The 24,334-nt window shown below is 73.3% G+C and carries 19 protein-coding genes and 2 pseudogenes; 10 read left to right on the top strand and 11 right to left on the bottom strand.

Features of this window, described 5'->3' with window-relative positions:
• Position 1: 1 nt before the first annotated feature.
• From E3Z34_RS06675 to E3Z34_RS06665, 3 genes are read right to left on the bottom strand one after another with little or no spacing between them, the layout of a single operon-like run.
• Positions 2 to 370, bottom strand: coding sequence for a sarcosine oxidase subunit delta (locus tag E3Z34_RS06675; RefSeq protein WP_134772979.1), 369 nt, complete (start codon positions 368 to 370; stop codon positions 2 to 4).
• 12 nt (positions 371 to 382) lie between these two features.
• Complete coding sequence (locus E3Z34_RS06670; RefSeq protein WP_134772978.1) at positions 383 to 1,606, bottom strand: sarcosine oxidase subunit beta family protein; 1,224 nt, start codon at positions 1,604 to 1,606, stop codon at positions 383 to 385.
• The gene (locus E3Z34_RS06665) at positions 1,603 to 2,901 is read right to left on the bottom strand and encodes a serine hydroxymethyltransferase (protein ID WP_134772977.1); all 1,299 of its coding nucleotides are present in this window, start codon (positions 2,899 to 2,901) and stop codon (positions 1,603 to 1,605) included. Before E3Z34_RS06665 ends, E3Z34_RS06670 begins: the two co-directional genes overlap by 4 nt.
• Positions 2,902 to 3,033: 132 nt before the next feature.
• Here E3Z34_RS06665 and E3Z34_RS06660 point away from each other — a divergent pair, with 132 nt between their 5' ends.
• The 4 genes and pseudogenes from E3Z34_RS06660 (at position 3,034) to E3Z34_RS18680 (ending at position 5,245) form a co-directional block, all read left to right on the top strand.
• The gene (locus E3Z34_RS06660) at positions 3,034 to 3,705 is read left to right on the top strand and encodes a GntR family transcriptional regulator (RefSeq protein WP_134772976.1); all 672 of its coding nucleotides are present in this window, start codon (positions 3,034 to 3,036) and stop codon (positions 3,703 to 3,705) included.
• A 125-nt stretch (positions 3,706 to 3,830) separates the two neighbouring features.
• Complete coding sequence (locus E3Z34_RS06655; protein WP_134772975.1) at positions 3,831 to 4,334, top strand: hypothetical protein; 504 nt, start codon at positions 3,831 to 3,833, stop codon at positions 4,332 to 4,334.
• A gap of 132 nt (positions 4,335 to 4,466) precedes the next feature.
• Positions 4,467 to 4,649, top strand: a pseudogene (locus E3Z34_RS18685) (trans-aconitate methyltransferase); the annotation flags it as partial.
• A 116-nt stretch (positions 4,650 to 4,765) separates the two neighbouring features.
• Positions 4,766 to 5,245, top strand: coding sequence for a class I SAM-dependent methyltransferase (locus E3Z34_RS18680; RefSeq protein WP_238695545.1), 480 nt, complete (start codon positions 4,766 to 4,768; stop codon positions 5,243 to 5,245).
• A gap of 61 nt (positions 5,246 to 5,306) precedes the next feature.
• On the opposite strand, the gene E3Z34_RS06645 is transcribed toward E3Z34_RS18680, so the two are convergent.
• The 5 genes from E3Z34_RS06645 to E3Z34_RS06625 form a co-directional block, all read right to left on the bottom strand.
• Positions 5,307 to 5,879 (bottom strand): hypothetical protein, encoded by a 573-nt coding sequence (locus E3Z34_RS06645; protein ID WP_134772974.1) that lies wholly within the window; start codon positions 5,877 to 5,879, stop codon positions 5,307 to 5,309.
• Between the two features lie 27 nt (positions 5,880 to 5,906).
• Positions 5,907 to 6,746, bottom strand: coding sequence for a hypothetical protein (locus E3Z34_RS06640; RefSeq protein ID WP_134772973.1), 840 nt, complete (start codon positions 6,744 to 6,746; stop codon positions 5,907 to 5,909).
• A 126-nt stretch (positions 6,747 to 6,872) separates the two neighbouring features.
• Complete coding sequence (locus E3Z34_RS06635; protein ID WP_134772972.1) at positions 6,873 to 7,061, bottom strand: hypothetical protein; 189 nt, start codon at positions 7,059 to 7,061, stop codon at positions 6,873 to 6,875.
• 142 nt (positions 7,062 to 7,203) lie between these two features.
• Entirely contained in the window at positions 7,204 to 7,671 is a 468-nt protein-coding gene (locus tag E3Z34_RS06630) for a helix-turn-helix transcriptional regulator (RefSeq protein WP_238695389.1), read from the bottom strand.
• Positions 7,601 to 10,192, bottom strand: a complete 2,592-nt coding sequence (locus E3Z34_RS06625; RefSeq protein ID WP_134772971.1) for an ATP-binding protein — start codon at positions 10,190 to 10,192, stop codon at positions 7,601 to 7,603. Before E3Z34_RS06625 ends, E3Z34_RS06630 begins: the two co-directional genes overlap by 71 nt.
• A gap of 212 nt (positions 10,193 to 10,404) precedes the next feature.
• Here E3Z34_RS06625 and E3Z34_RS06620 point away from each other — a divergent pair, with 212 nt between their 5' ends.
• Entirely contained in the window at positions 10,405 to 12,435 is a 2,031-nt protein-coding gene (locus tag E3Z34_RS06620; protein WP_134772970.1) for a hypothetical protein, read from the top strand.
• A 16-nt stretch (positions 12,436 to 12,451) separates the two neighbouring features.
• Positions 12,452 to 13,858 (top strand): FAD-dependent monooxygenase family protein, encoded by a 1,407-nt coding sequence (locus tag E3Z34_RS06615; protein ID WP_194092438.1) that lies wholly within the window; start codon positions 12,452 to 12,454, stop codon positions 13,856 to 13,858.
• Between the two features lie 59 nt (positions 13,859 to 13,917).
• On the opposite strand, the gene E3Z34_RS06610 is transcribed toward E3Z34_RS06615, so the two are convergent.
• A complete protein-coding gene (locus E3Z34_RS06610) occupies positions 13,918 to 15,084 on the bottom strand; it encodes a bifunctional metallophosphatase/5'-nucleotidase (protein WP_158288619.1) in 1,167 nt (388 codons plus the stop codon).
• Between the two features lie 64 nt (positions 15,085 to 15,148).
• Here E3Z34_RS06610 and E3Z34_RS06605 point away from each other — a divergent pair, with 64 nt between their 5' ends.
• Entirely contained in the window at positions 15,149 to 15,922 is a 774-nt protein-coding gene (locus E3Z34_RS06605; RefSeq protein ID WP_158288618.1) for a sugar nucleotide-binding protein, read from the top strand.
• A gap of 63 nt (positions 15,923 to 15,985) precedes the next feature.
• Here E3Z34_RS06605 and E3Z34_RS06600 read toward each other — a convergent pair whose 3' ends face one another.
• On the bottom strand, positions 15,986 to 17,449 hold the full coding sequence (locus tag E3Z34_RS06600; RefSeq protein ID WP_134772967.1) for an NAD-dependent succinate-semialdehyde dehydrogenase: 1,464 nt from the start codon (positions 17,447 to 17,449) through the stop codon (positions 15,986 to 15,988).
• The gene (locus E3Z34_RS06595) at positions 17,446 to 19,335 is read right to left on the bottom strand and encodes an FAD-binding monooxygenase (RefSeq protein ID WP_134772966.1); all 1,890 of its coding nucleotides are present in this window, start codon (positions 19,333 to 19,335) and stop codon (positions 17,446 to 17,448) included. The genes E3Z34_RS06600 and E3Z34_RS06595 overlap by 4 nt, the downstream gene beginning before the upstream one ends.
• Before the next feature lie 165 nt (positions 19,336 to 19,500).
• On the opposite strand from E3Z34_RS06595, the pseudogene E3Z34_RS06590 reads away from it, so the two are divergent.
• From E3Z34_RS06590 to hpaE, 3 genes and pseudogenes are all read left to right on the top strand, one after another.
• A pseudogene (locus E3Z34_RS06590) lies at positions 19,501 to 21,166 on the top strand (thiamine pyrophosphate-binding protein).
• Positions 21,167 to 21,243: 77 nt separating this feature from the next.
• Positions 21,244 to 22,740 carry a fumarylacetoacetate hydrolase family protein gene (locus E3Z34_RS06585; protein ID WP_134772965.1) on the top strand — a complete coding sequence of 499 codons (1,497 nt, stop codon included), beginning with the start codon at positions 21,244 to 21,246 and terminating at the stop codon, positions 22,738 to 22,740.
• A 46-nt stretch (positions 22,741 to 22,786) separates the two neighbouring features.
• Positions 22,787 to 24,328, top strand: a complete 1,542-nt coding sequence (gene hpaE, locus E3Z34_RS06580) for a 5-carboxymethyl-2-hydroxymuconate semialdehyde dehydrogenase (RefSeq protein WP_134772964.1) — start codon at positions 22,787 to 22,789, stop codon at positions 24,326 to 24,328.
• The last annotated feature ends 6 nt before the right edge of the window (positions 24,329 to 24,334 follow it).

Genomic DNA, 24,334 nt, shown 5'->3' with positions numbered 1-24,334 from the left:
CTCAGGCCTCCTTCGTGGTGTCGGCGGTGCCGGGGTCGACGGCCTGGTCGGTGGTCGCCGCGGGCACCCCGCCGCGGGGGCGGGCGAGCGCGGCATACTCCTGCGGCGGCTGCTCGCCGGCCCGGTAGACGGCCTTGATCTCGTAGGTGAGCGTGTCGCGGACGACGTTGAACCACCTGCGGCAGCCGGCGGTGTGGACCCAGCGCTCGGCGTGCGGGCCGCGGGGGTTGTCGCGGTAGAAGAGGTAACGCGCCCACTCGGCGTCGGTCAGCGCCGACGGGTCCTGCGGGTAGGCGACGTGCGCCTGCTTGCCGTAGTGGAACTCCTGCTCGTGACGCGGCCCGCAGTGCGGGCAGTCGATGATCAGCATGGTGACTCCTGCTCAGTGGGCGACCGCGGCGGCGCCGTGCTCGTCGATGAGGGCGCCGGTCTCGAATCGCTCGAGGCTGAACGGCGCGTTGAGGGGGTGCGGCTGGCCCGTGGCCAGCGTGTGGGCGTAGGCCAGACCGGCGCCGGGGACGGCCTTGAACCCGCCGGTGCCCCACCCGGTGTTGACGAAGAGGTCCTCGACCGGGGTCCTGCCCATGATCGGGCTGGCGTCCATCGTCACGTCGACGATGCCGCCCCAGGTGCGCAGCACGTGGGCCCGGGCGAAGATCGGGAACAGCTCGACGGCGGCCGCCATCTGCTCCTCGATGACGTGGAAGGAGCCGCGCTGGCCGTAGCCGGTGTACTGGTCCACCCCGGCGCCCATGACCAGCTCGCCCTTGTGCGCCTGGGAGACGTAGACGTGGATGTGGTTGGACATCACCACGGTCGGGTGCACCGGCTCGAACAGCTCGGAGACCAGCGCCTGCAGCGGGTGGGACTGGATCGGCACGTCGAAGCCGGCGAGGTCGGCCAGGGTGGAGGTGCTCCCCGCGACGGCCAGGCCGACGCGTCCGGCGCCGATCCGCCCGCGCGAGGTCTCGACCCCGACCACGCGGTTGCCGTCCTTGACGAAGCCGGTGACCTCGCAGTTCTGGATGAGGTCGACCCCGAGCTCGGCGGCCCGGCGGGCATACCCCCAGGCGACCCAGTCGTGCTTGGCGATGCCGGCGCGCGGCTGGTAGGTCGCGCCGAGGACGGGGTAGCGCAGATTGTCGGTGTTGATGATGGGGCACAGCTCGCGCACCCCGTCGGCGTCGACGAACTCGGCGTCGACCCCGTTGAGCCGGTTGGCCTCGACCCGGCGCACGGACTCGCGCACGTCCTGCAGGGTGTGGGCCAGGTTGAGGACGCCGCGCTGGGAGAAGAAGACGTTGTAGCCGAGGTCGTCCTCGATCGTCTCCCACAGCCGCAGGGAGGCCTCGTAGATGGCCGCCGACTCGTCCCACAGGTAGTTGGACCGGATGATCGTGGTGTTGCGGGCCATGTTGCCGCCACCGAGCCAGCCGCGCTCCAGCACCGCGACGTTGGTGATGCCGTGGTGGGCCGCGAGGTAGTAGGCGGTGGCCAGCCCGTGGCCGCCGCCGCCGACGATGACGACGTCGTAGGACGACTTCGGCTCCGGGTTGGCCCACAGGAAGTCGGGGTGCTCGGGCAGGTTGCGGGGGTCGTAGCTCATGACAGTCCGTCCGGGAGGGTGGGGTAGAGGGGGAAGCGGGCGGCCAGGGCCTGGGTCCGCGCCCGCTGCTCGGCCAGCACGCCGGGGGCGTCGTCCAGGAGCGTCCGGGCGATGATGTCGGCCACCTCCTCGAAGGCCTCCCGGTCGAAGCCGCGGGTCGCCAGGGCCGAGGTGCCGATGCGCAGCCCGGAGGAGACCATCGGCGGGCGGGGGTCGAAGGGCACGGAGTTGCGGTTGATGGTGATCCCCACCTCGTGCAGGCGGTCCTCCCCGATGCGGCCGTCCAGCTCGCTGTCGCGCAGGTCGACCAGCACCAGGTGCACGTCGGTCCCGCCGGAGACGAGGCGGATGCCGCGGGCGGCGACGTCGTCGGCGAGCAGCCGCGAGGCGACGGCCTGGGCGCCGTCGAGGGTGCGGCGTGCCCGTTCCGCGAACTCGGGGGTGCCGGCCAGCTTGAGGGCGACCGCCTTGGCGGCGACGACGTGCTCCAGCGGCCCGCCCTGCTGACCGGGGAAGACGGCGCTGTCGATCTTCTTGGCCAGCTCCTGGCGGGAGAGGATGATGCCGCCCCGCGGCCCGCCGAGCGTCTTGTGGGTGGTGGTGGTGACGACGTCGGCGTACGGCACCGGGCTGGGGTGCAGCCCGGCGGCGACGAGGCCGGCGAAGTGGGCCATGTCCACCATCAGCCGGGAACCGACCTCGTCGGCGATCTCCCGGAAGCGGGCGAAGTCGAGCTGGCGGGGGAAGGCCGACCAGCCGGTGACGATGAGCTTGGGCCGGGCCTCGCGGGCGATGCGGGCGACCTCGTCCATGTCCAGGAGCATGGTCTCGGGGTCGACGCCGTAGGGCACGGGGCGGTAGAGCTTGCCGGAGAAGTTGAGGCGCATGCCGTGGGTCAGGTGGCCGCCGTGGTCGAGCGAGAGACCCATGAAGGTGTCGCCGGGGTCGAGCAGCGCCATGAGCGCGGCGGCGTTGGCCTGCGCCCCCGAGTGCGGCTGGACGTTGGCGTGCTCGGCGCCGAAGAGGGCCTTGGCGCGCTGCCGGGCCAGCTCCTCGATGACGTCGACGTGCTCGCACCCGCCGTAGTAGCGCCGGCCGGGGTAGCCCTCGGCGTACTTGTTGGTGAGGAGCGACCCCTGCGCCTGCAGGACGGCCACCGGGGCGAAGTTCTCCGAGGCGATCATCTCCAGGGTCTGCTCCTGGCGCTGGGCCTCGAGCCGGATGGCGTGGGCCACCTCGGGGTCCACCGTCGCCAGATCCGCCTGCAGCGTGCTCTCTGCCAGTGCCGTGCTCATCGTTCCTCCTGCTCGTCGACAACTGATATATGAGATGTCGGGTAGCATGCTGCACGGCAGCCCGGAAGTCAACCCCCTCCTCCGGGCCGTTCCGGAAGGATCCTCCCGGACCCCCACGACGAAGGAGCATCGATGCCGGTCACCACCAGCGCCGACCTGCGGCCGGTCGACGGCGAGCTGTCGCTGGCGCAGTCGGCATACCTGCAGCTGCGGGAGCGGCTGGTCATGCTCGACATCCCGCCGGGCGCCCCGCTGCAGGAGCAGGGCCTGGCCACCGAGCTGGGGGTCGGACGCACTCCCCTGCGCGAGGCCATCAAGCGACTGGAGGTCGAGCGCTTCGTCGAGACCTTCCCCCGCCGGGGCACCTTCGCCACCCGGGTCGACCCCACCGCGCTCGCGGAGATCAGCGAGGTGCGGCAGGCCCTGGAGCCGCTGGCGGCGCGGCGGGCGGCGCGCTGGGTCGACGCCTCAGGCCGGCACCTGCTCGACGCGGTGGGTGCGGACCTGGAGCGGCTGCACGACCACGCCACGCCGCGGGACCACATGGCGATGGACGTGCGCGTGCACCAGGTCGTCTACTCCCTCGCGCGCAACAGCCACCTCGAGGCCTCGCTCACGCACTACCTCTTCCTCGCCATGCGGATCTGGTCGGTGGCCGTGCGCCGTCTCGACGCCGTGGCCGACCACATCGCGGAGCACCAGCACATCCTGACGGCGGTGCGCGAGGGTGACGAGGAGGAGGCTGCCCGTCTCATGGTCGACCACATGGACAACTTCGAGACGGCGATCCGCCGGGTGCTCTAGGCTCCGGCCAGCCCCCCGGGGCCGGCGTCTCTGCTAGCGTCCGGACTGCGGACCGACGGGGGCCCGCCGGCCCAGGGGCCGAACGACATCGGGGGCCGTCGCGGTCATCCGGGCCTGGGGTTCGCATGAAGACTCGGGCACTCATCGTCGCGGGGGCACTCGCCCTCTCCGTGCCGCTCGCCGCCTGCGGGGGCGATGAGGAGGCGCAGGCCGCGGAGGCGATCTCCACCTCGATGATGGAGGAGAGCGACGAGGAGTTCCCCGTCGCCCAGGATGAGGCCGACTGCGTCGGTGAGGGCCTGGTCGACCGGGTCGGCGTCGAGCAGCTGCAGGAGTACGGCATGCTCACCGACGACCTGCAGGTGGACGACTCCGTCAGCGACGTGACGATGGAGGAGGCGGACGCCGACGCGGCGGCCGAGGTCTTCGTCGGCTGCGTCGACGCGCAGGCGATGCTCATCGAGCAGATGGGCCAGGACGGCACCATGACCGAGGAGCAGCAGGAGTGCGTCGCGGAGGCCTTCGACGACGAGACCCTCACCGGGATGTTCTCCCTGATCTTCCAGGGCAAGGAGGACGAGGCGACCAGCGGCGTGATGGGCCCGCGCTTCGCCTGCGTGACGGGCTGACCGGCGCGGCTCGGGGAGGGGCTGAGGCAGGCCGGCTGCGCCCGACGACGGAGCGTCCTCGCCCATCACGTGACGAGAACCGTCCGCGGTGTAGCCGCCCCGGCTGGATAGGGTCGCCGGGGAGGAGGCACCGTGCACACCTGGGACCCTGACCGCTACCTGAGGTTCGCCGACGAGCGGGGCCGACCGTTCCTGGAGCTCCTCGCCCGGATCGGCGCGACGCGACCGCGCACCGTCGTCGACCTGGGGTGCGGCGCCGGCAACCTGACCCGGCTCCTCGCCGACCGCTGGCCCGGGGCGTCCGTCCTGGGTTTCGACTCCAGCCCCGAGATGGTCGAGCGGGCCTGTGGGGTCGAGGGATCACGGCAGAGCTCGGCACCATCGAGGACTGGGCGCGCACAGCCGCCCGGCCGTCGGCGCCCGTCGACGTCGTGGGTCACAATGCCGCCCTGCAGTGGGTCCCGGGCCACCTCGACCTCATCCCGTCCCTGGTGGAGCGGGTCGCCCAGCACGGCTGGTTCGCGATGCAGGTGCCGGGCAACCTGGACGAGCCGAGCCACACGGTCCGGCGCGAGCTCGCAGCCGAGGGGCCCTACGCCGAGCACACCGAGGGGGTCGCCACGCCGCAGGCGCACGACGCCGCCACCTACCTGAGGGTGCTGCAGGCGGCAGGCCTAGAGGTCGACGCCTGGGAGACGACATACCTGCACGTCCTGCAGGGACCGGACCCGGTCTTCACCTGGGTCTCCGGCACCGGCGCCCGCCCCACCCTCCAGGCCCTCCCGGGTGCGCTGCGGGCGCGCTTCGAGGTCGCGCTCAAGGGCCGCCTGCGCCAGGCCTACCCGGCCGACGCCCGGGGGCGCGTGGTGCTGCACTTCCGGCGGGTCTTCGCCGTCGCGCACCGCGCCTGACACGCGCCCGCGCGGACCGGCCCCCCTGCGGGCGGTCCGCGCGGCCGTGCCGGGCGAGGGCTCACCCGGTGACGTCGAACAGGTCCTGGCAGAAGTCCCGACCGAAGGTGTCCGTCCGGCCGGTGAGCTCCTTGAGGTCGCGGACGAAGACGCCGGGGCCGTCGTCACTGGGGTCCGACGGGGTGCCGTTGTGGGGGACGCTGATCTCGTAGACCGCGGTGCCGGTGTCGCGGTAGAGCAGCTTGCCGTCGGCGTCGTACCACTTCCACGCACCGGACTCGTGGATGACGATGGACAGCGTCCCGTCGCCGTTGTCGGTCACGGACCTGTCGCGGTCCGAGCCGTTGTAGGTGCCGGTGTAGGTGAGACCCGTCTCCGGGTTGGTGTAGACGAACGTCTCGTGGAAGGTGCCGTTGAAGTGCGGCAGCCCCGAGCGGCCCCGCTCCACGACAAGCAGGTTCAAGGTGCCGCTTGCCGTGGTGGGGAAGAGCACCCCGTCGCACTCGGTGTCGAAGTGATCCTCGTAGACGATGTGCTCGCGCTCCGGGGGCGCGGCAGCGGCGGGCACCGCGGCCAGCGACAGGGTCAGGGCGCCGGCACAGGCGACGGCGGAGGCCTTGAGGGTGGTGTGCATGACTTGCTCCTTCTGGGTGGGGTGTGGTCAGCGGCGGGGTGCCGTGACGTCCTGCTCGTGGGGTCCGGCACCGCCGACGCGGGGCAGGTCCTGGTATGCCGCCGGCCGGCTGGTGGGGGACGCGGACGTCTCCGCACCCGCGACCCGCGCGGACGAGGTGCTCACCAGCCCCTCCCCGGCGGTGTCCCAGTAGGCCTGGTGCGTGGTCGGCACCAGCTCGCCGCAGGTGCTGGCGTTGAGGTAGAGGGTGGGGGCGAACCGGAGGGACCCGTCCGCGTGGTTGTCCAGGTGAGCGCGCGTGCCGACCTGGTCGAGGGCCGTGTGGACGCCGTGGGCCGGGCCACCGACCCACTCGCGCCAGTCGTCCTCCCCCTGCCCGACCGCCCAGGGGCTGGGCAGCACCCGGGCGTGCTCGCGGTCGTCGGTCCACAGGACGCTGTGGTCCACGTGGCCCTCGGGCGCCTCCGGGTCGATGTGGTCGGCCAGACCGACGCCCCACCCGCCCTCGGACTGACTGTAGACATCGCTGTACCCACCACCGGGCAGCAGGCCCAGCGGCACGAGCACGTCGGGCGAGGGCCACCGGGCCGCCTCGTAGTGACCCTCGAAGGGGGTCCCGTACCACGCGGTCCCGGCCACCAGACCAGCGTCGTTGACGACGCAGGGGTAGGAGTCGGCCTCCACCCCGGGCACGACCTCGATGTCCATCACCGTGCCGTCGTCCGCGTCCTCGGGCCAGGCCATCACCTTCACCTCGCACCCGGCTCCCGGGGCCCCGGGAGTGACCGGGTGTCCGGCCGACGGCAGCGTCGGCGTCAGGCTGGCGGAGAGGGCCAGGGCCATCGCCCAGCTGATGTGTCGTCGCATGCGTGTTCCCCTTCTGCGTTCGCCCGCGGTGCGGGCTGTCGTCGTTCCTGATCGTGCGGCTGGGACGCCGCTCCATGACAGGTGGCTCTTACGCCACCCCGCCGGCTCGCGGCTCCCCGACGTGCTTCAGCCGACGGCCGGGGCCTGGACCGGGTGCAGCCACGCGACGGTGCGGGCGAGAAGCCCGGGCCGGGCGTGCGTCGCGGACCCGGAGGACCGCTCCCGCGCGAGCCGGCGGTAGTCCGCGTCACGCACGACGGTGCGGTGCCGCTCGGCGGCGATCGACCGGGCCAGGTGGAGATCGAGCTGTGACATGGTGCCCTCCTCGGGTGCGGTCACGGGGTCCTGTCGCCCCGTGCTCCTGCCTCATCAGGGTGGCGGGGTGAGGGAGGCACCCACATCGGGCGTATGCCGTATCTCCGGGCCGCCCCCGGCCCCCCTAAGGGGTCGGACCGCCTTAGCCGTCGGTGGCCCCAGGGCCGAGCACCTGCGCTGCGAGCGCCGCGGCCTGGGCCCGGCTGGTCGCGCCGAGCTTGCGCAGGATCGCCGAGACGTGCACGCTCGCGGTCTTGTCGCTCATGAAGAGGCGCTGGCCGATCTGCCGGTTGGTCAGCCCCTGGGCCACCAGCGCGAGCACCTCCCGCTCCCTCGCCGTGAGGGGGGCCTCGCCCGGCACCAGCCGACCGCTGCCCCTGTCATCCTCGGCGTCGATCCCGCGGTTGCGTGCGACGCGGCCTGCGCGCGTCAGCCGCGCTCGCCGGGCGAGGTCGTCGGCCGATCGGACCAGGCCTCGCATCCCGTAGTGCCCGGCGACCGACCGGGCCTCGGCCAGGGCCTGCGCGGCTCCGACCCGGTCACCCGCACCGACCTGCGCCTGCCTCGGCCAGGCGCAGCAGGCTGTTGGCGTGCTGGTAGCGGGGAACACGGCCGAGACCCGTCGCCTCCACGGCCGCGCGCCACGCGGCGACGTCCGTGCCCGTGCCGGCCTCGCCGGACAGCTCCGCCTCGATGAGCGCGCCCCAGTCTCCGGCCTGGGCCCACAACGCCACCTCCGCGAAGGTGCCCCGCAGCCGCTCCTCCGCCTCTTCCGGCGTCAGGTCAGGAAGTCTCGTGCCCTCCCGTCGCACGGCCGCCAGCGCTGCAGCCCCCAGGGCGATCAGGGGATAGCTCAGGCCGAGGGGCGGGGTGCGGTGGCGCCACAGCGTGGTCACCTCCGACCAGGCGGAGGCAGGATCGCCCTGCGCGAGCGCCGCCCACCCGCCCACGTAGGCCAGGACCAGGTCGTCGCCAGGGTCCCCGCGGCGCACCTCGTCGACGAGGTGACGTGAGGCGGCATACCTCGCCTGCGCCGCCTCGGCCACGTCCCCGCGCGTCAGGTCGAGCTCCACCTGGGCCGCGTCCACCATCGCGCGGTCGACCCCGGCCGTGAGGAGGGTGCGCGCTCGCGTCAGGGTCTCCCCCGCGACGTCCAGGTCGCCGAGGGCCATACCTGCCAGGCCCTGCATGAGCAGCATCTCCGCGCCCCAGCTGCGGTGCATGCCGTTCGTGCGGGCCAGCTCCTCGGCCGCTGCGGCCACCTCCCGGGCCTCGGCGAACCGGCCGGCGTCGAGCAGCAGCAGGACGACCCGCTCGTCCACCCGCAGCAGACCCGTGGGATCCGTGCCGGCCAGGGCGCGGGCCTCCCGCAGCGCCGCCAGCGTCTCCTCCACGTCCCGGCGGTTCGTCCGCACGGTCGCCAGGTTGGTGGCCGCGCGCACCATCTCGAGCCGGGCGCGCTCGCGCAGGTCCGGGTCAGCGACCTCGTGGAGGAGCTGGCGCACCTCCTCGGTCGCCGCCTCCAGCAGATCCGGACCGGCCGGGTCCAGCAGGAAGCTCAGGGCGATGCCCAGACCGCACCGCACCCGCGCCCGCACGAAGCGGCCCAGGTCGTCGTCCGCGTCCTCCACGAGGGTGAGGGCCTCCCGGCAGAGCTCGACCCCGCCGGACCGGCCGTAGCTGTAACGGACGACCATCGCCTCGTGCAGCAGCATCGCGCGACCGGTGGGGTCCTCGGGGCCGACCCTGGCGAGAGCACCGTCGATCACGGCGAGGGCGCGGTCGTCACCCGCGGCGTCGAGGGCGACCGCGACCTCGTGAGCCACCTGTGCCAAGGTGCGGCCGGCCCGGGACGGGGCGTCGGGGACCCGGTCCCACAGCTCGAGCGCCCGCAGGCCGAGCTCGCCGCCGTTGAGGGGTGCGCCCCCGGCCGTGGCCTCGCGCGAGGCGGCCACCAGGGCAGCCAGGGCCTGGGGCAGCTCCTGGGCCAGCAGGTGGTGGTGCGCGACCTCGGCGGCTCGGCCCGGCGCCGGAGGAGCGGTCGCCAGGGCGGCGGCATACCTGGAGTGCAGGCGGGTGAGCTCGCCCGGGAGCAGCTCGGCGTGGACCGCCTCGTGGGTGAGCGCGTGGCGGAAGGAGTATGCGGTGCCGTCGGTCCGGAGCACCTGTGCCGCGACCGCCTCGCGCACCGCCCCGTCCAGGGCGTCGGCCCCGCCCTCGTGGACCTCCGCGACCAGAGTGTGCTCGAGCCGGGGACCGCCCGCGGCCAGCAGCCTCACGACCTCCTGCGCCCCCGGGCTGATCCGGCGGTAGCGGGCCAGCAGCAGGTCGCGCAGGGTGGTGGGGAGCTCCTCGGACCCGGAGTCCCTCAGCGCCACGAGCTCCTCCAGCAGGAACGGGACCCCGTCCGCACGGCGGACCAGCTGCTCGACGACCCCCGGGCCGAGCTCCCCAGGGCGGAGGAGCTCGACCTGCCGCGTCGCCTCGGCCGTGTCCAGGCGCCCGAGCTCGAGCCGCGTGAGCCCGCGGTTGCGGCCCGCCTCCATGAGGAACGACCGCACCGGGTCGCCCGGCTCCAGGTCGTCCGTGCGGCAGGTGACCACCACCAGGACCCGGCCCCGGCGCAGCAGCTGCAGGAAGCCGCGGAGCAGGTCCAGCGTCGGCAGGTCGGCCCAGTGCAGGTCCTCGAGGAGCACGACCAGCGGCACCTCGGCGGAGACGGTCTCCAGCAGCAGCCGGACGGCGTCCTCGACCTGCTCCTGGGTCGGTTCGACGTCCACGTGCGCCCCCAGCTCCGGCACGACCGCCGACAGCACGTGCACCGTCGGCCCGGCGCAGCGCCCGACGGCGTCGGGTCCGACGTGGGCGAGCACGTCCCTGACGACCTCCCGGACAGGGCCGAGGGGCGGCGCCAGCGACCCGCGGGAGATGCACTGCCCCCGTGCGACCCGAACCTCCGGGGGGAGACCACTGATCAGCTCCGCGACCAGCCGGGACTTGCCGATGCCGGCCTCCCCCAGGATCAGCGCACCGTGGGGCACGCCGTCCAGGGCCCGCTGCACCGCCTCGTGCAGGGCCTGCAGCTCACGTCGACGGCCGACCATCTCGCGGGACGTCGCCAAGGCCAGCATGGCTCATCGTGGCACTCCTGCCCGTGGGGAGCGACCCGTGTCGACGCGTGCGGTGAAGGTGGCGGGCGCGATCCACGCGGTGCTCGCCGTGCGACCCGCGCCCAGGCTCTGGCGCTGACAGACACCCCGGTCCTATCCTGATGTGACCCGGGTCACCGACCCGCCGGCGCGGCACCACCCGCGGCGCCGCGCCCTCCAGCAGGAGGCGCTCGATGTCCGACGTCACGATCGACATCCCCGCCGACGGCACGCTGCTCCACGCGGTCGTGGACGCCGGGAGGCTGGTGCGGGTGGAGGACGACCTGTCCGACCTGCTCGACGGGGTGACCCGCGCCGCTTGGGGCCAGGTCACGGCCGAGGTCACCCGAGCGGTGAAGGGGCTGGGCGGCAAGGAGCTGGCCGACGGCATCAGCCTCTACGACATCGACGTGCGGCTCGGCCAGGACTGGACCCGGTCGGTCCAGCGGCGCGGCGCGGGCACGCTGGCCCTGACGGTCGTCTCGGGGCGCAACACCATCATCGCCACCTCGACGACCCCGACCGTCCTCGGCAGCTACGCCGACCCCCGGTTCTCCGTGGACTTCGGGGTGCTGGTCACCGTGGTCGTCGCGGTGCCGCCCGTCCTCGCGCCGCTGCAGGTGACGGCGGTGGAGGACCTGCGGGTCCTGCTGGGCCGGATCGACAGCCAGAACCTCCCGGGCGACATCCTCCAGGCGGTGGCCCGGTTCCTGACATCGGTCGCGGGCATCAGCATCGAGGGCGAGGTGCAGAAGGCCCTCGACGGTCTCGACCTGGCCGGGCGCGCGAGCGAGCACCTCGGGCCGATCAACGAGCGGCTGGCGGCGCTCGGCGCCGACGGCTACTCTTACCAGGAGCTCCTCGCCGGCGACGCGCAGAGCCTGGCCCGCCAGCTGGCCGACGCCTACGGCATACCGGACGCCGCCTCGCAGCTGCGGTCGAGCGGTGCGCCCTCCGACACCCAGGCGCTGCTGCTCGTCAGCCGGCGCCCCGACCGCAGCGGCGTCATCGAGGGCGAGGTCGCCTGGCGGACCGACACAGGCTCCCCCCTGGGCCGCACCATGGCGGCGGCGCTGGACCGCATCGCCTCCTCCTACCTGGCCGATGACGCGCTGCGGACGGTGCGCAGCCGGGTGTCGCTCGCCGACGCCGACGCCGGCCGCTGGGCGCGCCTGACCCTGCAACCGCTGAGACAGATCGTGACGACCACCGCGCCGACGGGCGAGCCTGCCGCCGTGACCGCGGCCCTGACGGCGGACACCGCGGCCCGGGCCCCGATGTCGACCGCCGCCACCCTTCCCGTGCTGCGGCCCTTCACCGAGGCGAGCATCTGGGACGCCACGGGGCCGCAGCCCGAGCCGCCGCCCCAGGCGGCCCCCCTGCGCTTCAGCTCCGCGGACCTCGCCGACGCGCTCGGCGGACGCTCCTCCTACGAGGAGCTCATGGACCTCTTCCGGCTGGGCCCGGTGCAGTTCGAGGTCAGCTGCACCAACCCGTCCGGCCAGTCCTCGGGCCGCACGACGATGATGTGGCACGACGACGACGCGGGCGGCTGGTCGAGCCGCCGCTACCGCGTTGAGGGCGTCGAGACCGAGGTGCCGCTCACCGTGAGCTGCCGGCTCGCCGAGGACTGGGTATGGCGAGGGGGCACCCTGCGCTCGGTCGACCCCGTCAACTGGAGCGGCCGGGTGACGGTCAGACCGGCCCGGGACCTCGACCTCGCCGGGGCGCTCACCAGCGAGCGGCTGCACGCCAGGATCGTCCAGGCCGACGGCTCGCACCGCTCCGTCAGCCTCAAGGCGCTGGAACGGGCAGGCGTGATCGGTGGCGTCCGCGAGGGGGACGACCGGTCGATCATCGTGGTCGGCGGACGTCCGGGCGACCAGGTCTCGCTCAACCCGCAGCCGCGGCCACCGAAGGAACGGACCCTGGGCAAGCGGCTGCGCGGCGCTCTTGGCGGCCGCGGCGCCCTGGGTGGCCTCGGTGGCCTTGCCGACAAGGTCCTGCGCCGCGCCGACCCTGCCAGCGACGCGCTGCGGGTGGGGACCACTTCGTCGGCGGGCGGGACCGGGGTCGGTGTGCTGACCGAGCGCGACGCCTTCGGCACGATCCACCTGACCGACCTCGACGCCAAGGACATCACGGTCCCCGACGTCGCCGACCCCAGCGGGCACGGCACGGTGCGGGGCATCGACTTCCGGGTCCGTGCCGACGGCGCGGGCTGACGGGCGGGGTGCTCGCATGGGGCGCAACCGTGACACCCCTCCTGTGCGGCGGGTCGTCGTCCTGGGCGCGAGCCTGGCGGGCCTGTGTGCCGCGGCGGCGTGCGCCGGGGACGGGCGCTCGGTCACCGTGCTCGAGCGGGACGTGCTCCCGCCCAGGCCGGGGCCACGAACGGGGGTCCCGCAGGGGCGCCAGCCTCACGTCCTGCTCCACCGCGGCCTGCTCGCCCTCGAGGAGCTGCTGCCGGGGATCGGCGACGATCTCCGCCGCGCCGGGGCGGTGGAGCTGGACACCGGCGACCTGGCCTGGCTCGGTGAGGTGGGCTGGACCGCATACCGCACCCGCCAGTTCCCGATCCTCTCCCTGACCCGACCGCTCTTCGAGCACACCGTCCTCGGGCGCGTCCGCGCGCTCCCGGGTGTGGACGTGCGGGACGGGAGCCGGGCGCTGTCCCTGCGCCACGGGAGGGCCGGCGCCTGGCAGGTCGTCACGGCCGCCGGAGCGGTCCACGACGCCGATCTCGTCGTCGACGCCACCGGGCGGGGGTCGCGCCTGCCGACCTGGCTGAGGGAGCTGGGCCTCGGGTCCGGCGAGGTGTCGGAGGTCGACGCCCGCACGGGCTACGCCACCCGGACGTATGCCGTACCGGCCGGGACCGTCGCCCCCGCCGGTGTCGTCGTCCAGCAGACCCCGGCGAGCATGGCCGGCGGGCTGGCCCTGCCCGTCGAGGAGGACCGGTGGCTCGTCACCGCGCTCGGCTCCGGTGATCACCGGCCACCCCGGGACGCCGCAGGGTTCGAGGCGTTCCTGCGCGCCCTGCCCGACCCCGCCGTGGCGGAGGTCGTCGACGTCGCCCACCCTCTCACCGACGTGGCCGTGCACCGGCAGACCGGCAACCGGAGACACCGCTACGAGCGGCTCCGTCGATGGCCCGCCGGGATCCTGCCGGTCGGCGACGCGTTCGTCGCCTTCAACCCGGTCTACGGCCAGGGGATCGCCGTGGCCGCCTGCGAGGGCGTCGTGCTCCGTGACGCGCTGCGGGCCGGTTGGCTGCCCGGACGCGAGCGGCACCTGCTGCGCCAGCTCGCCCGGCTCACCGCGCTGCCGTGGGCGATCGCGAGCAGCGAGGACCTGCGGCTGCCGTCCAGCGAGGGCTCCCCCGGTGTGCTGCAGGACCTCATGGGGCGTTGGTCGCGGGAGGTCACCCGGCTGGCGGCGCACGGCGACGCGCGGGCCCAGCGGACGATGTCCAGTCTCTACCACCTGATGGTCGGGCCGAGGGTGCTGCTCGACCCGAGGCTCCTCGTCGCGGCCCTCATGTCGCGGATCACGGGTGCGGGATCGCCGAACCCGCGCCCGCAGATCGTGCTCGGGCAGCCCGTGGCGCCCGGCACCTCCGCCACTCCGCCGACAACGTCAGGCTGAGCGCAACGAGGGCCCCCGGTCTCCCGACCGGGGGCCCTCGTCGCGGTGCGGGTCGCTGCCTACTGCGCGACCGGGACGTCCGCGACGGTCAGCGTCCAGTTCGGGTCGAAGAAGTCGTCCGGGTCGATGACCTCTCGCTCGCTGGCCCAGTCGATGAGCAGCTGGCGGATCTCCTGCTGCTCGTCGTAGACCAGCGGTGCGGCGGTGATGTGCGGGTACGAGCCGCCACCGGAGCGGCGGTAGTTGTTGACCGCGACGACGAACTGCATGTCGTCGGTCACCGGGGTGCCGTCGGCCAGCGTGAGGTTCTCGATCTTCGAGCCGACCGCCTCGGACAGGTCGACCTCGTAGTCGACACCCGACATCAGGTCGAGGTGGTAGTCCGGGCGGTTGTTGAGGTTCGTGTCGGTGGCCGGGTCGAAGATGTCACCGGCGGGGACGGTGTGGAAGTACATCCCGTTGCCGTACTCCAGGTAGTCCTTCACCTCGGCCCCGGACATCGTCACCGCGTGCAGGGTGTTGTCGTAGATGTACAGGCCCGCGATGTCGCGGATCGTCACCTCGCCCTCGGGGAAGACCGCGGTCCGGCTGAAGGGTGCCGCGAGCGACAGGACCGGCAGGTCGGCGTAGGAGGTGCCCTCCAGGGCCGCCTCCACCGTCTCGGTCTGCACGTGCTGGATGAAGTCGACGATCGGGGTGTCCCTCCAGTACGAGTCCGCGCCCGACAGCTCCTCCGTCGCCGTAGCGACGACCTGGTTGACGTACTCGACCGTCTTGTCATGGGCCGGCGTCAGCGCCTCGACCACCGCGGGGTGCACGGGGTAGTCACGGGTGCGGATCGCCATACCCTCGGCATCCTCGACGTCCCACTGGCCGCGCACCTTGTGCAGGTCGAGGTCGACCCGCGCCACGGTGCCACCCCAGCGGTAGGCCTGGGTCAGCAGCACCGGCTCGCCGGTCACCTCGTTGGTGATGATCTGCTCCGGCACGTCGCGGTGGGTGTGGCCGATGACCATGACGTCGATGCCGGGCACCTCGCGAGCGATGTCGTCGGCAGGGTTCTCATCCGGCAGGCCCGGCACGGAGTAGGACGAGTCGCCGAGGCCGGCGTGGCTGAGGACGACGACGACGTCGGCGCCCGCGGCCTTCATCTGCGGGGCGTACTCCGCGGCCGTGTCGACCATGTCGCGGAACTCCAGGACCCCCTCGACGTCCCCTTGTCCCACCCTAGCGAGCCGGCGGGTCGGGCAGACTGGGGGCGTTCCCGTCCGTGGTGAGAGAGGTGTGAGTGTGGGCCAGCGGCAGTTGACCGGCACCTGGTTGGTGACCGGTCTGCGCGGCACCGTCGCGCCGAAGGTGGCCGCGCGCGTGACCGAGCTGGGAGGTGAGGTGGCCGCCTGGGACCGGGAGGCCATACCCGTCGGCGACGTCCCCGCCGGCGCCGCCTTCCTCGCCTCGCTCCGGCCCGCGGGCATCTTCCATCTCGGGATGGGTCCCGAGGAGTGGGCCGGACGGCTGGCCGCCTACGCCGGGGAGCACGGCCTGCCCTTCGTCTGCACCAGCTCGGTGTCGGTCTTCGGGGACGCACCCGGGGACCCGGACGGCCCGTTCCGACCCGAGGACGAGCCGACCGCCACCGACGACTACGGCAGCTACAAGGCGCGCTGCGAGCAGGCCGTGCGCGCCGCCAACGACCGGGCGGTGGTCGCCCGGATCGGCTGGCAGGCCCACCCCGACGGGCTCGGCAACAACATGGTCGCCCAGCTCGCCGCGCAGGCCGGGGCCGCCGGCGGCACGATCCGGGCCAGCCGGCTGTGGCGCCCCGCCACGTCGTGGATGAGCGACACCGCCCGCGCGTTGGTCTCGCTGGCCACCTCGGGGCGCTCGGGCACCGTGCACCTCGACAGCAACGCCGCCGACGCGTGGACCTACCCCGAGATCGTCCGGTATGTCGCGCGCGTCACCGGCCACGACTGGACGGTGGAGGAGCACGAGGAGCTGGACCACGACTCCCGGCTGGTCGGCGACGAGGACCTCATCCCTGCGTTGTCGGCCCGGACCTGAGGGTCAGCCGGCAACGGAGCGAGGGCTCCTACAGGTCGCACACGACACGGCCGGCGACCGGGCTCAGAACGGGTCAGGCGTGAGCGTGTACTTGCCCTGCAGGTACTCGTGGATACCCTCCACGCCGCCCTCGCGACCCAGGCCGGACTGCTTCCACCCGCCGAAGGGTGCCGCGGCGTTGGACACGACGCCCACGTTGAGCCCCATCATCCCGGTCTCGAGCCGCTCGATCATGCGTTGCCCGCGGCCGAGGCTCTCCGTGTAGACGTAGGAGACGAGGCCGTACTCGGTGTCGTTGGCGATGCGAACGGCCTCGTCCTCGGTGTCGAAGGGCACGATGGCCAGGACCGGGCCGAAGATCTCCGCCTGGAGGATCTCGCTGCCGGGCTTCACGTCGGAGAGAACCGTCGGCCGGTAGAAGGTGCCGGGCCCGTCCACGGCCTCGCCGCCGGTCCGCAGCGTGGCGCCGCGCTCCACCGCGTCCCGGACCAGCGAGTCGGCCTTGCTCACGGCGTCGTCGTTGATGAGCGGACCGATGGTGACGCCGTCCTCCGTGCCGCGGCCGACGGTGAAGCCGCTCACCCGCTCGGTGACCCGGCGGGCGAACTCCTCGGCGACGTCGCGGTGCACGATGAAGCGGTTGGCGGCCGTGCACGCCTGCCCGATGTTGCGGAACTTGGCCGCGATGGCGCCGTCGACCGCCTTGTCCAGGTCGGCGTCGCCGAAGACGAGAAAGGGTGCGTTGCCCCCCAGCTCCATCGAGGTGCGCAGGACCCCCTGGGCCGCCTGCTCGAGGAGCTTGCGGCCGACCGCGGTCGATCCGGTGAACGACAGCTTGCGCAGGCGAGGGTCACCGATGATCGGCTCCGAGACGGCGCCCGAGGTCGAGGTGGTGAGGACGTTGAGGACCCCGGCGGGCAGCCCGGCCTCCTCGAGCACGGAGGCCAGCAGCAGCGTCGTCAGCGGGGTCAGCTCGGCCGGCTTGATGACCACCGTGCACCCGGCTGCCAGGGCCGGGGCGATCTTGCGCGTCGCCATCGCCAGCGGGAAGTTCCACGGCGTGATGAGGAAGCAGGGGCCGACCGGGTGCTGGCTGACGATCATCCGCCCGGTGCCCTCGGGGTTGGGGCCGTAGCGGCCGGCGACCCGCACCGCCTCCTCGCTGAACCACCGGAGGAACTCGGCACCGTAGGCGACCTCACCGCGGGCCTCGGCCAGCGGCTTGCCCATCTCGAGGGTCATGAGGAGCGCGAAGTCCTCCTTCCGCTCCTGGACCAGGTCGAAGGCGCGACGCAGGAGCTCGCCGCGCTCACGGGCCGGGGTCGCCGCCCACGCGGGGAAGGCCTCGACGGCGGCGTCCAGGGCCGCCATCCCGTCGGCGGGCGAGGCGTCGGCGATGGTCCTGATCCGCTCCCCCGTCGCGGGGTCGAGGACGTCGAGGGTGCGCCCACCCTCGGCCGGGCGCCACCGCCCGCCGATGAACAGGGAGTCGGGGACGCGCTGCAGCAGGTCGGTCTCGGTGCTCATCGGAGGTCCTTCAGGTGCTGGCGGAAGAAGGCCGCGAGCTCCTCGGTGGCCTCCAGGGGGAGTACGGCCGCGACGTACTGGTCGGGCCGGACGACGACGACGCACCCACCGCGGTCGATGCCGCGCAGGTCGAAGATGTCGTCCTCGGGGTCGGTGGCGAAGACCTTCTCGTAGTCGACGAGCTCGAACGGCCCGGTCCGCGGCAGGAACAGGGCGGGCACGGTGCCGATGTCGATGGTGTCGTGGCGCTGCTGGTAGACGACCTTGACGTCGAGCACGGCGTCGAGCTCACCGTCGGCGGGGGTGTGCGCCAGCACCGGGGAGTCCTCGCCGGTGGCCATCCACCCCGCCCAGCTCGCCAGCGCCGACGCCTCCCCCGGCACGCCGTCGGCGAAGGCGTAGAGCCGCCACCGTCCGTCGGCCCGGTGCTGGTGGCCCAGGTGGAGCGGGTTGGCGTCGGCCACCCGGACGACCGGGGCGGACTTGAACCGCTTGCCGACGGGAAACCCGGTCGCGAGGTCCTGGTGGGACTGGTCGGCGACGATCATCGACGGGGGGTACTGCGTCATGAAGCCGAACGGGAACTCCGCGGTCTGCACGTAGAACTCGGCCAGCTGCCTGGGGTCCTCGAACTCCTCCGGCCGTTTGGCCATGAGCGTGGACCACTCCTTGTCGAAGTCGATGAGGTTCTGCGCGATGACCTGCCGCTCGGCGGAGTAGGTGGCCAGCAGGCTCTCGGGGCTGCGGCCGGTGAGGACGTAGCCGAGCTTCCAGCCCAGGTTGAAGCCGTCCTGCATGGAGACGTTCATGCCCTGGCCGGCCTTGGCGCTGTGGGTGTGGCAGGCGTCGCCGGCGATGAACACGTGCGGGGTGCGGGTGCCCACCTGGTCCAGAGGCACGTCGTCGAAACGGTCGGTGACCCGGTGACCGACCTCGTAGACGCTGTGCCAGGCCACATGCTTCACGTCCAGGGTGTAGGGCGCCAGGATCGCCTGGGCCTTGGCGATGATCTGCTCCAGCGGGGTCCTGCGCACCTCGCCCTTGTTGTCCGGGGCCACCTCGCCGAGGTCGACGTACATCCGGAAGAGGTGACCTCCCTCGCGCGGGATGAGCAGGATGTTGCCGCCGCTGCCGGACTGGATCGCGCACTTGAGACGGATGTCGGGGAAGTCGGTGACCGCGAGCACGTCCATGACGCCCCAGGCGTGGAAGGCCTGGTCGCCCTTCATCGTGCACCCGATGGAGTCCCGCACCCGGCTGCGTGCGCCGTCGGCGCCGAGGACGTAGCGGGCCCGGACGACCTTCTCCTCGCCCTCGCGCTCACCCGCGGTGTGCACGAGCGTGACGCGCACCGGGTGGTCAGAGTCCTCGGTGACCTCGAGCTCCGAGAACTCGTAGCCGTAGTCGGGCTTCATCCGGCTCGGCGAGTTGCCCATGAACTCGGCGAAGTAGTCGAGCACCCTGGCCTGGTTGACGATGAGGTGGGGGAACTCGCTGATGCCCGTGGGGTCGTCCGGCGGACGCTCCCCCCGCACGATGCGGCGCGGGTCGTCGGGGTCGGGGCGCCAGAAGCACATCTCGGTGATGCGGTAGGCCTCGGCGGTGATCGCGCCGGCGAAGCCGAAGGCCTGGAAGGTCTCGACCGACCGCGCCTGGATGCCGTCCGCCTGGCCGATCCGCAGCCGACCGTCCCGGCGTTCCACGATGCGCGTGTGGACGTCGGGGAACATGGACAGCTGGGCGGCCGTGATCATCCCGGCCGGGCCGGTGCCGACGATGAGGACGTCGACCTCGTCGGGAAGCTCCTCCGGACGGTCCAGACCGATCCCTGCTGCCGGCTGGACCCTGGGATCCCCCGAGACGTACCCGTGGTGGTGGAACTGCATACGACTCCCTCCTCGGACTTCGCTGTCGAGGTCTGCGGTGACACAGAACCACATCACCGGACGGCAGGGCGCACCGGGGCCCGCCTCCCTCGATCGTAGGGCGACGCCGTCCGGATCGCGGCAAGCGTCCTGGTCCGCGCCGTGGACGTGATAGACCTCGTCCCTATGCCCTCCGTCTCCGCGCACGTCGCCCTGACCCTGGCCACCCACCTCGACCACGTCTTCGGCGTCATGGGCAACGGCAACGCGCACTTCCTCGACGCGCTGGTGCGGCAGACCGACGCCTCCTTCACGGCCGTGCGGCACGAGGCGGGGGCGGTCGTCGCCGCCGACACCCACTACCGCGCCTCGGGGCGGATCGCCGCCGGCACCGCCACCTACGGCGCCGGGTTCACCAACACCCTCACCGCCCTGGCCGAGGCCGTGCAGGCGCACGTCCCCCTCGTCCTGGTGGTCGGCGACGAGCCGACCTCCGGGCGGCGCCCGTGGGACGTCGACCAGATCGCGCTCGCCTCGGGCGTGGGGGCCCGCACGTATACCGTCGGCCGGGCGGACGCGGCGGCGACGACGGCGATCGCGGTCGAGCACGCGCTCACCTACCGGGTCCCGACGGTCCTGGCCATCCCCTACGACGTCGCCGCCCTCGAGGCGGGTGACGTGCCGACGGCGCCCGCGCCACGTGCCGGCCCCGCTGGCCCCCCGCGGCCCGTTCGCCGAGGCCACCGTGCGCGAGATCGCCGCCGCCCTCGCGGCGGCGGAGCGCCCCCTGCTGCTCGCCGGGCGGGGCGCCTGGGCGGCCGGGGCCGGTCCTGCCCTGGGCGAGCTGGCCGACGCCACCGGGGCGCTGACGACCACCAGCTCGCTGGGCCGCAACCTGTTCCCGCGCGCCGAGTTCGACCTCGGCTGCGCGGGCGGGTGGGGCGCCGAGGGGGCCATGCAGCTCGTCCGCCAGGCCGACGTCGCCGTCGTGCTGGGCGCCTCCCTCAACCAGTTCACCATGCGCTTCGGCGAGCTCTTCGCCCCCGGGACGCGCGTCTACCAGGTCGACGTCGCTGCGGCCGCCACCCATCCGCACGTCGCCGGCTACGTCCGCGGGGACGCCCGCGTCGTGACCGAGGCCCTGGTCGCGGCCCTGGACGGGGCGACCCCGAGCGGCTGGCGCGAGTCGGTGGACGTTCCCGCCGCCCGGCGCCACGAGCCCGGCACCGGCACGGCCCCCGACGGCCGGCTCGACCCCCGCACCGCCGCGGCCCGCATCGGCGAGCTGCTGCCGCCGGACCGCGTCGTGGTCTCCGACGGCGGTCACTTCATCGGCTGGGCCAACATGTACTGGCCGGTCGCCAGCCCGGACCGGATGGTCATGGTGGGCACCGCCTTCCAGGCCATCGGCCTGGGCTTTCCCAGCGTCCTGGGGGCGGCCCTGGCCCGGCCGGACTCGACCGTCGTGCTCACCACCGGCGACGGTGGCGGGCTGATGGCGCTGGCCGACCTCGAGTCGGCCGTGCGGGTCGCCGGCGGGCGGGGGCTCGCGGTCGTCTGGAACGACGCCGCTTACGGCGCGGAGGTGCACGTCTACGGAGGACAGGGGCTGACCCAGGAGCCGATGCTCATCCCTGACGTCGACTTCGCCGCCCTGGCCCGGGCCGTGGGGGCGCAGGGCGAGGTGGTCGGGGCCATGGCGGACCTGGAGGTCCTCGCCGACTGGGTGTCCCGACCCGTGGACGAGCGGCCGTTCCTGCTGCTCGACCTGCGGATCTCGCCCGCCGTGATGGCGCCCTACCAGGAGGAGATCATCGCGGCCAACCGCCCGACCCCCGAGCCGCCCGCCTGAGCGCCGGGCGGTGCCCCTGTTCCCCCCCGTCCCGGACGATCTACGATCCACGGACGACCCGCAGAGAGGGAAGATCGATGACGACCTACCCGAGCGCGAGCCCCACCGACCCCCGGTTCGCGCCGCTGACTGCCCGGCCCGGCAAGATCGTGGCCGTTCACCTCAGCTACGCCTCCCGCGCCGACCAGCGCGGACGCCGACCGGCGCACCCCTCCTACTTCCTCAAGCCGTCCAGCTCGCTGTCCGGCTCCGGCGGCACCGTCGAGCGACCGGCCGGCACCGAGCTGCTGGCCTTCGAGGGCGAGGTGGCCCTGGTCGTCGGCACCTCCGCCCGCCGGGTCGCCGCCCAGGACGCGTGGGACCACGTCGCCTTCGTCACGGCCGCGAACGACCTCGGCCTCTACGACCTGCGCGCCAACGACAAGGGCTCCAACGTCCGGTCCAAGGGGGGTGACGGCTACACCCCGCTCGGCCCCACCCTCCTGGACGCCCGCGACCTGGACCCATCGGCCCTGCGCGTGCGCACCTGGGTCAACGGCGAGCTGCGTCAGGACGACACGACGGAGGGGCTGATCTTCCCGCTGGCCCAGATCGTCGCCGACCTCTCCCAGCACCTCACGCTCGAGCCGGGCGACATCATCCTCACGGGCACGCCGGCCGGCTCGTCGGTCATCGTGCCCGGCGACGTCGTCGAGGTCGAGGTCGACGCCCCCCAGACCCCCGGTGCACCCAGCACGGGGCGGCTCGTCACCACGGTGACGCAGGGCGTGCACGCCTTCGACGGCGAGCTCGGCTCCCTGCCCGCCGTGGACGACACCCAGCGGGCCGAGGCGTGGGGCTCGAGGGAGGCCGCCGGGCTCGTCCCGGAGCCCGAGCCCTTCACGCTGACGCCCGAGCTGCGCGACAAGCTGGAGCGCACCCCCGTCGCCGGGCTCAGCGCCCAGCTGCGCAAGCGGGGGCTCGACAACGTCAGCATCGACGGGCTGCAGCCCATGCACCCCCAGGCCAAGGTCGTCGGCACCGCGCGCACCCTGCGCTTCGTCCCCAACCGGGAGGACCTCTTCGCGAGCCACGGCGGGGGCTACAACGCGCAGAAGCGCGCCTTCGACGCCGTCGGCGAGGGGGAGGTCATCGTCATCGAGGCCCGCGGCGAGCGCGGCTCGGGCACCCTCGGCGACATCCTGGCGCTGCGGGCCCACGCCCGCGGGGCAGCCGGCATCGTCACCGACGGCGGGGTCCGCGACCACGACGCCGTCGCGGCAGTCGGCATACCCGTCTGGAGCAACGGCGCCCACCCCGCCGTCCTCGGTCGGCGGCACGTGCCCTGGGACACCGACGTGACCGTCGCCTGCGGTGGCGCGACCGTGCAGCCCGGTGACGTCCTCGTCGGCGACCGGGACGGGGTCGTCGTCATCCCGCCGCGCCTGGTCGAGGAGGTCGTCGACGCGGCGCTGGCGCAGGAGGAGGAGGACGCCTGGATCGCCGAGCAGGTGGCCGCCGGCCACCCCGTCGACGGCCTGTTCCCGATGAACGCCGCCTGGCGGGAGAGGTATGAGGCGTGGCGGCAGAGATGACCGACGACACCCCCGTTGCCCGACGCCCACTGACCCGGAGGCACCCATGAGCCAGAGCACGCCCACGCCGCAGCCGCACCGGCCGGCCGACCTGCCCGCGAAGATCCAGCACTACATCGACGGCGAGCTCGTCGACTCGGTGGACGGCAGCACCTTCGAGGTCCTGGACCCGGTGTCCAACGAGACCTACGTGCACGCCGCCGCCGGGAAGAAGGCCGACATCGACCGCGCCGTCGAGGCCGCCAGCCGGGCCTTCGCGGAGGGTCCGTGGCCGAGGATGCTCCCCCGCGAGCGCTCCCGCGTCCTGCACCGGGTCGCCGACCTCGTCGAGTCCCGGGACGCCCGCCTCGCCGAGCTGGAGAGCTTCGACTCCGGCCTGCCCATCACCCAGGCGCTGGGCCAGGCCCGCCGGGCCGCCGAGAACTTCCGCTTCTTCGCCGACCTCATCGTCGCCCAGGCCGACGACACCTACAAGGTGCCGGGGCGGCAGATCAACTACGTCAACCGCAAGCCCATCGGGGTCGCGGGTCTCATCACGCCGTGGAACACCCCCTTCATGCTCGAGTCGTGGAAGCTGGGGCCGGCGCTGGCCACCGGCAACACCGTCGTGCTCAAGCCGGCCGAGTTCACCCCGCTGTCCGCCTCGCTGTGGGCCGGGATCTTCGAGGAGGCCGGCCTGCCGCCGGGCGTCTTCAACCTCGTCAACGGGATGGGTGAGGACGCGGGCGACGCCCTGGTCAAGCACCCGGACGTGCCGCTCATCTCCTTCACCGGCGAGAGCAGCACCGGGCAGCTCATCTTCGCCAACGCCGCCCCCTACCTCAAGGGGCTGTCGATGGAGCTGGGTGGCAAGTCCCCCGCCGTCGTCTTCGCCGACGCCGATCTCGACGCGGCGATCGACGCGACCATCTTCGGCGTCTTCTCCCTCAACGGCGAGCGGTGCACGGCCGGCAGCCGGATCCTGGTCCAGCGCGAGATCTACCACGAGTTCGTCGAGCGGTATGCCGCGCAGGCCGAGCGGGTCGTCGTCGGCCCGCCGCACGACCCCGAGACCGAGGTTGGGGCCCTCGTGCACCCGGAGCACTACGACAAGGTCATGAGCTACATCGAGATCGGCAAGCAGGAGGCCCGCCTCGTCGCCGGCGGCGGCCGCCCCGACGGCCTCCCCACGGGCAACTACGTCCGCCCGACCGTCTTCGCCGACGTGCCGTCGGACGCCCGGATCTTCCAGGAGGAGATCTTCGGCCCGGTCGTCGCGATCACCCCCTTCGACACCGACGAGGAGGCCCTGGAGCTCGCCAACGGCGTCCGCTACGGCCTGGCCGCCTACATCTGGACCAACGACCTCAGGCGCGCGCACACCTTCTCCCAGGCGGTCGAGGCGGGCATGGTCTGGCTCAACAGCAACAACGTGCGTGACCTGCGCACCCCCTTCGGCGGGGTGAAGGCCTCCGGCCTGGGCCACGAGGGCGGCTACCGCTCGATCGACTTCTACACCGACCAGCAGGCCGTGCACATCACGCTCGGCACGGTCCACAACCCGACCTTCGGCAAGGCCGACCCGCCGCACCCGGCCGACCCCCGCTGAGACACC

It is taken from the genome of Ornithinimicrobium flavum (assembly GCF_004526345.1).
Classification (GTDB): Bacteria; Actinomycetota; Actinomycetes; order Actinomycetales; family Dermatophilaceae; genus Ornithinicoccus; species Ornithinicoccus flavus.
The sequence above is the reverse complement of the archived record's forward strand: the minus strand, read 5'-3'. Positions and strand labels throughout refer to the sequence as shown.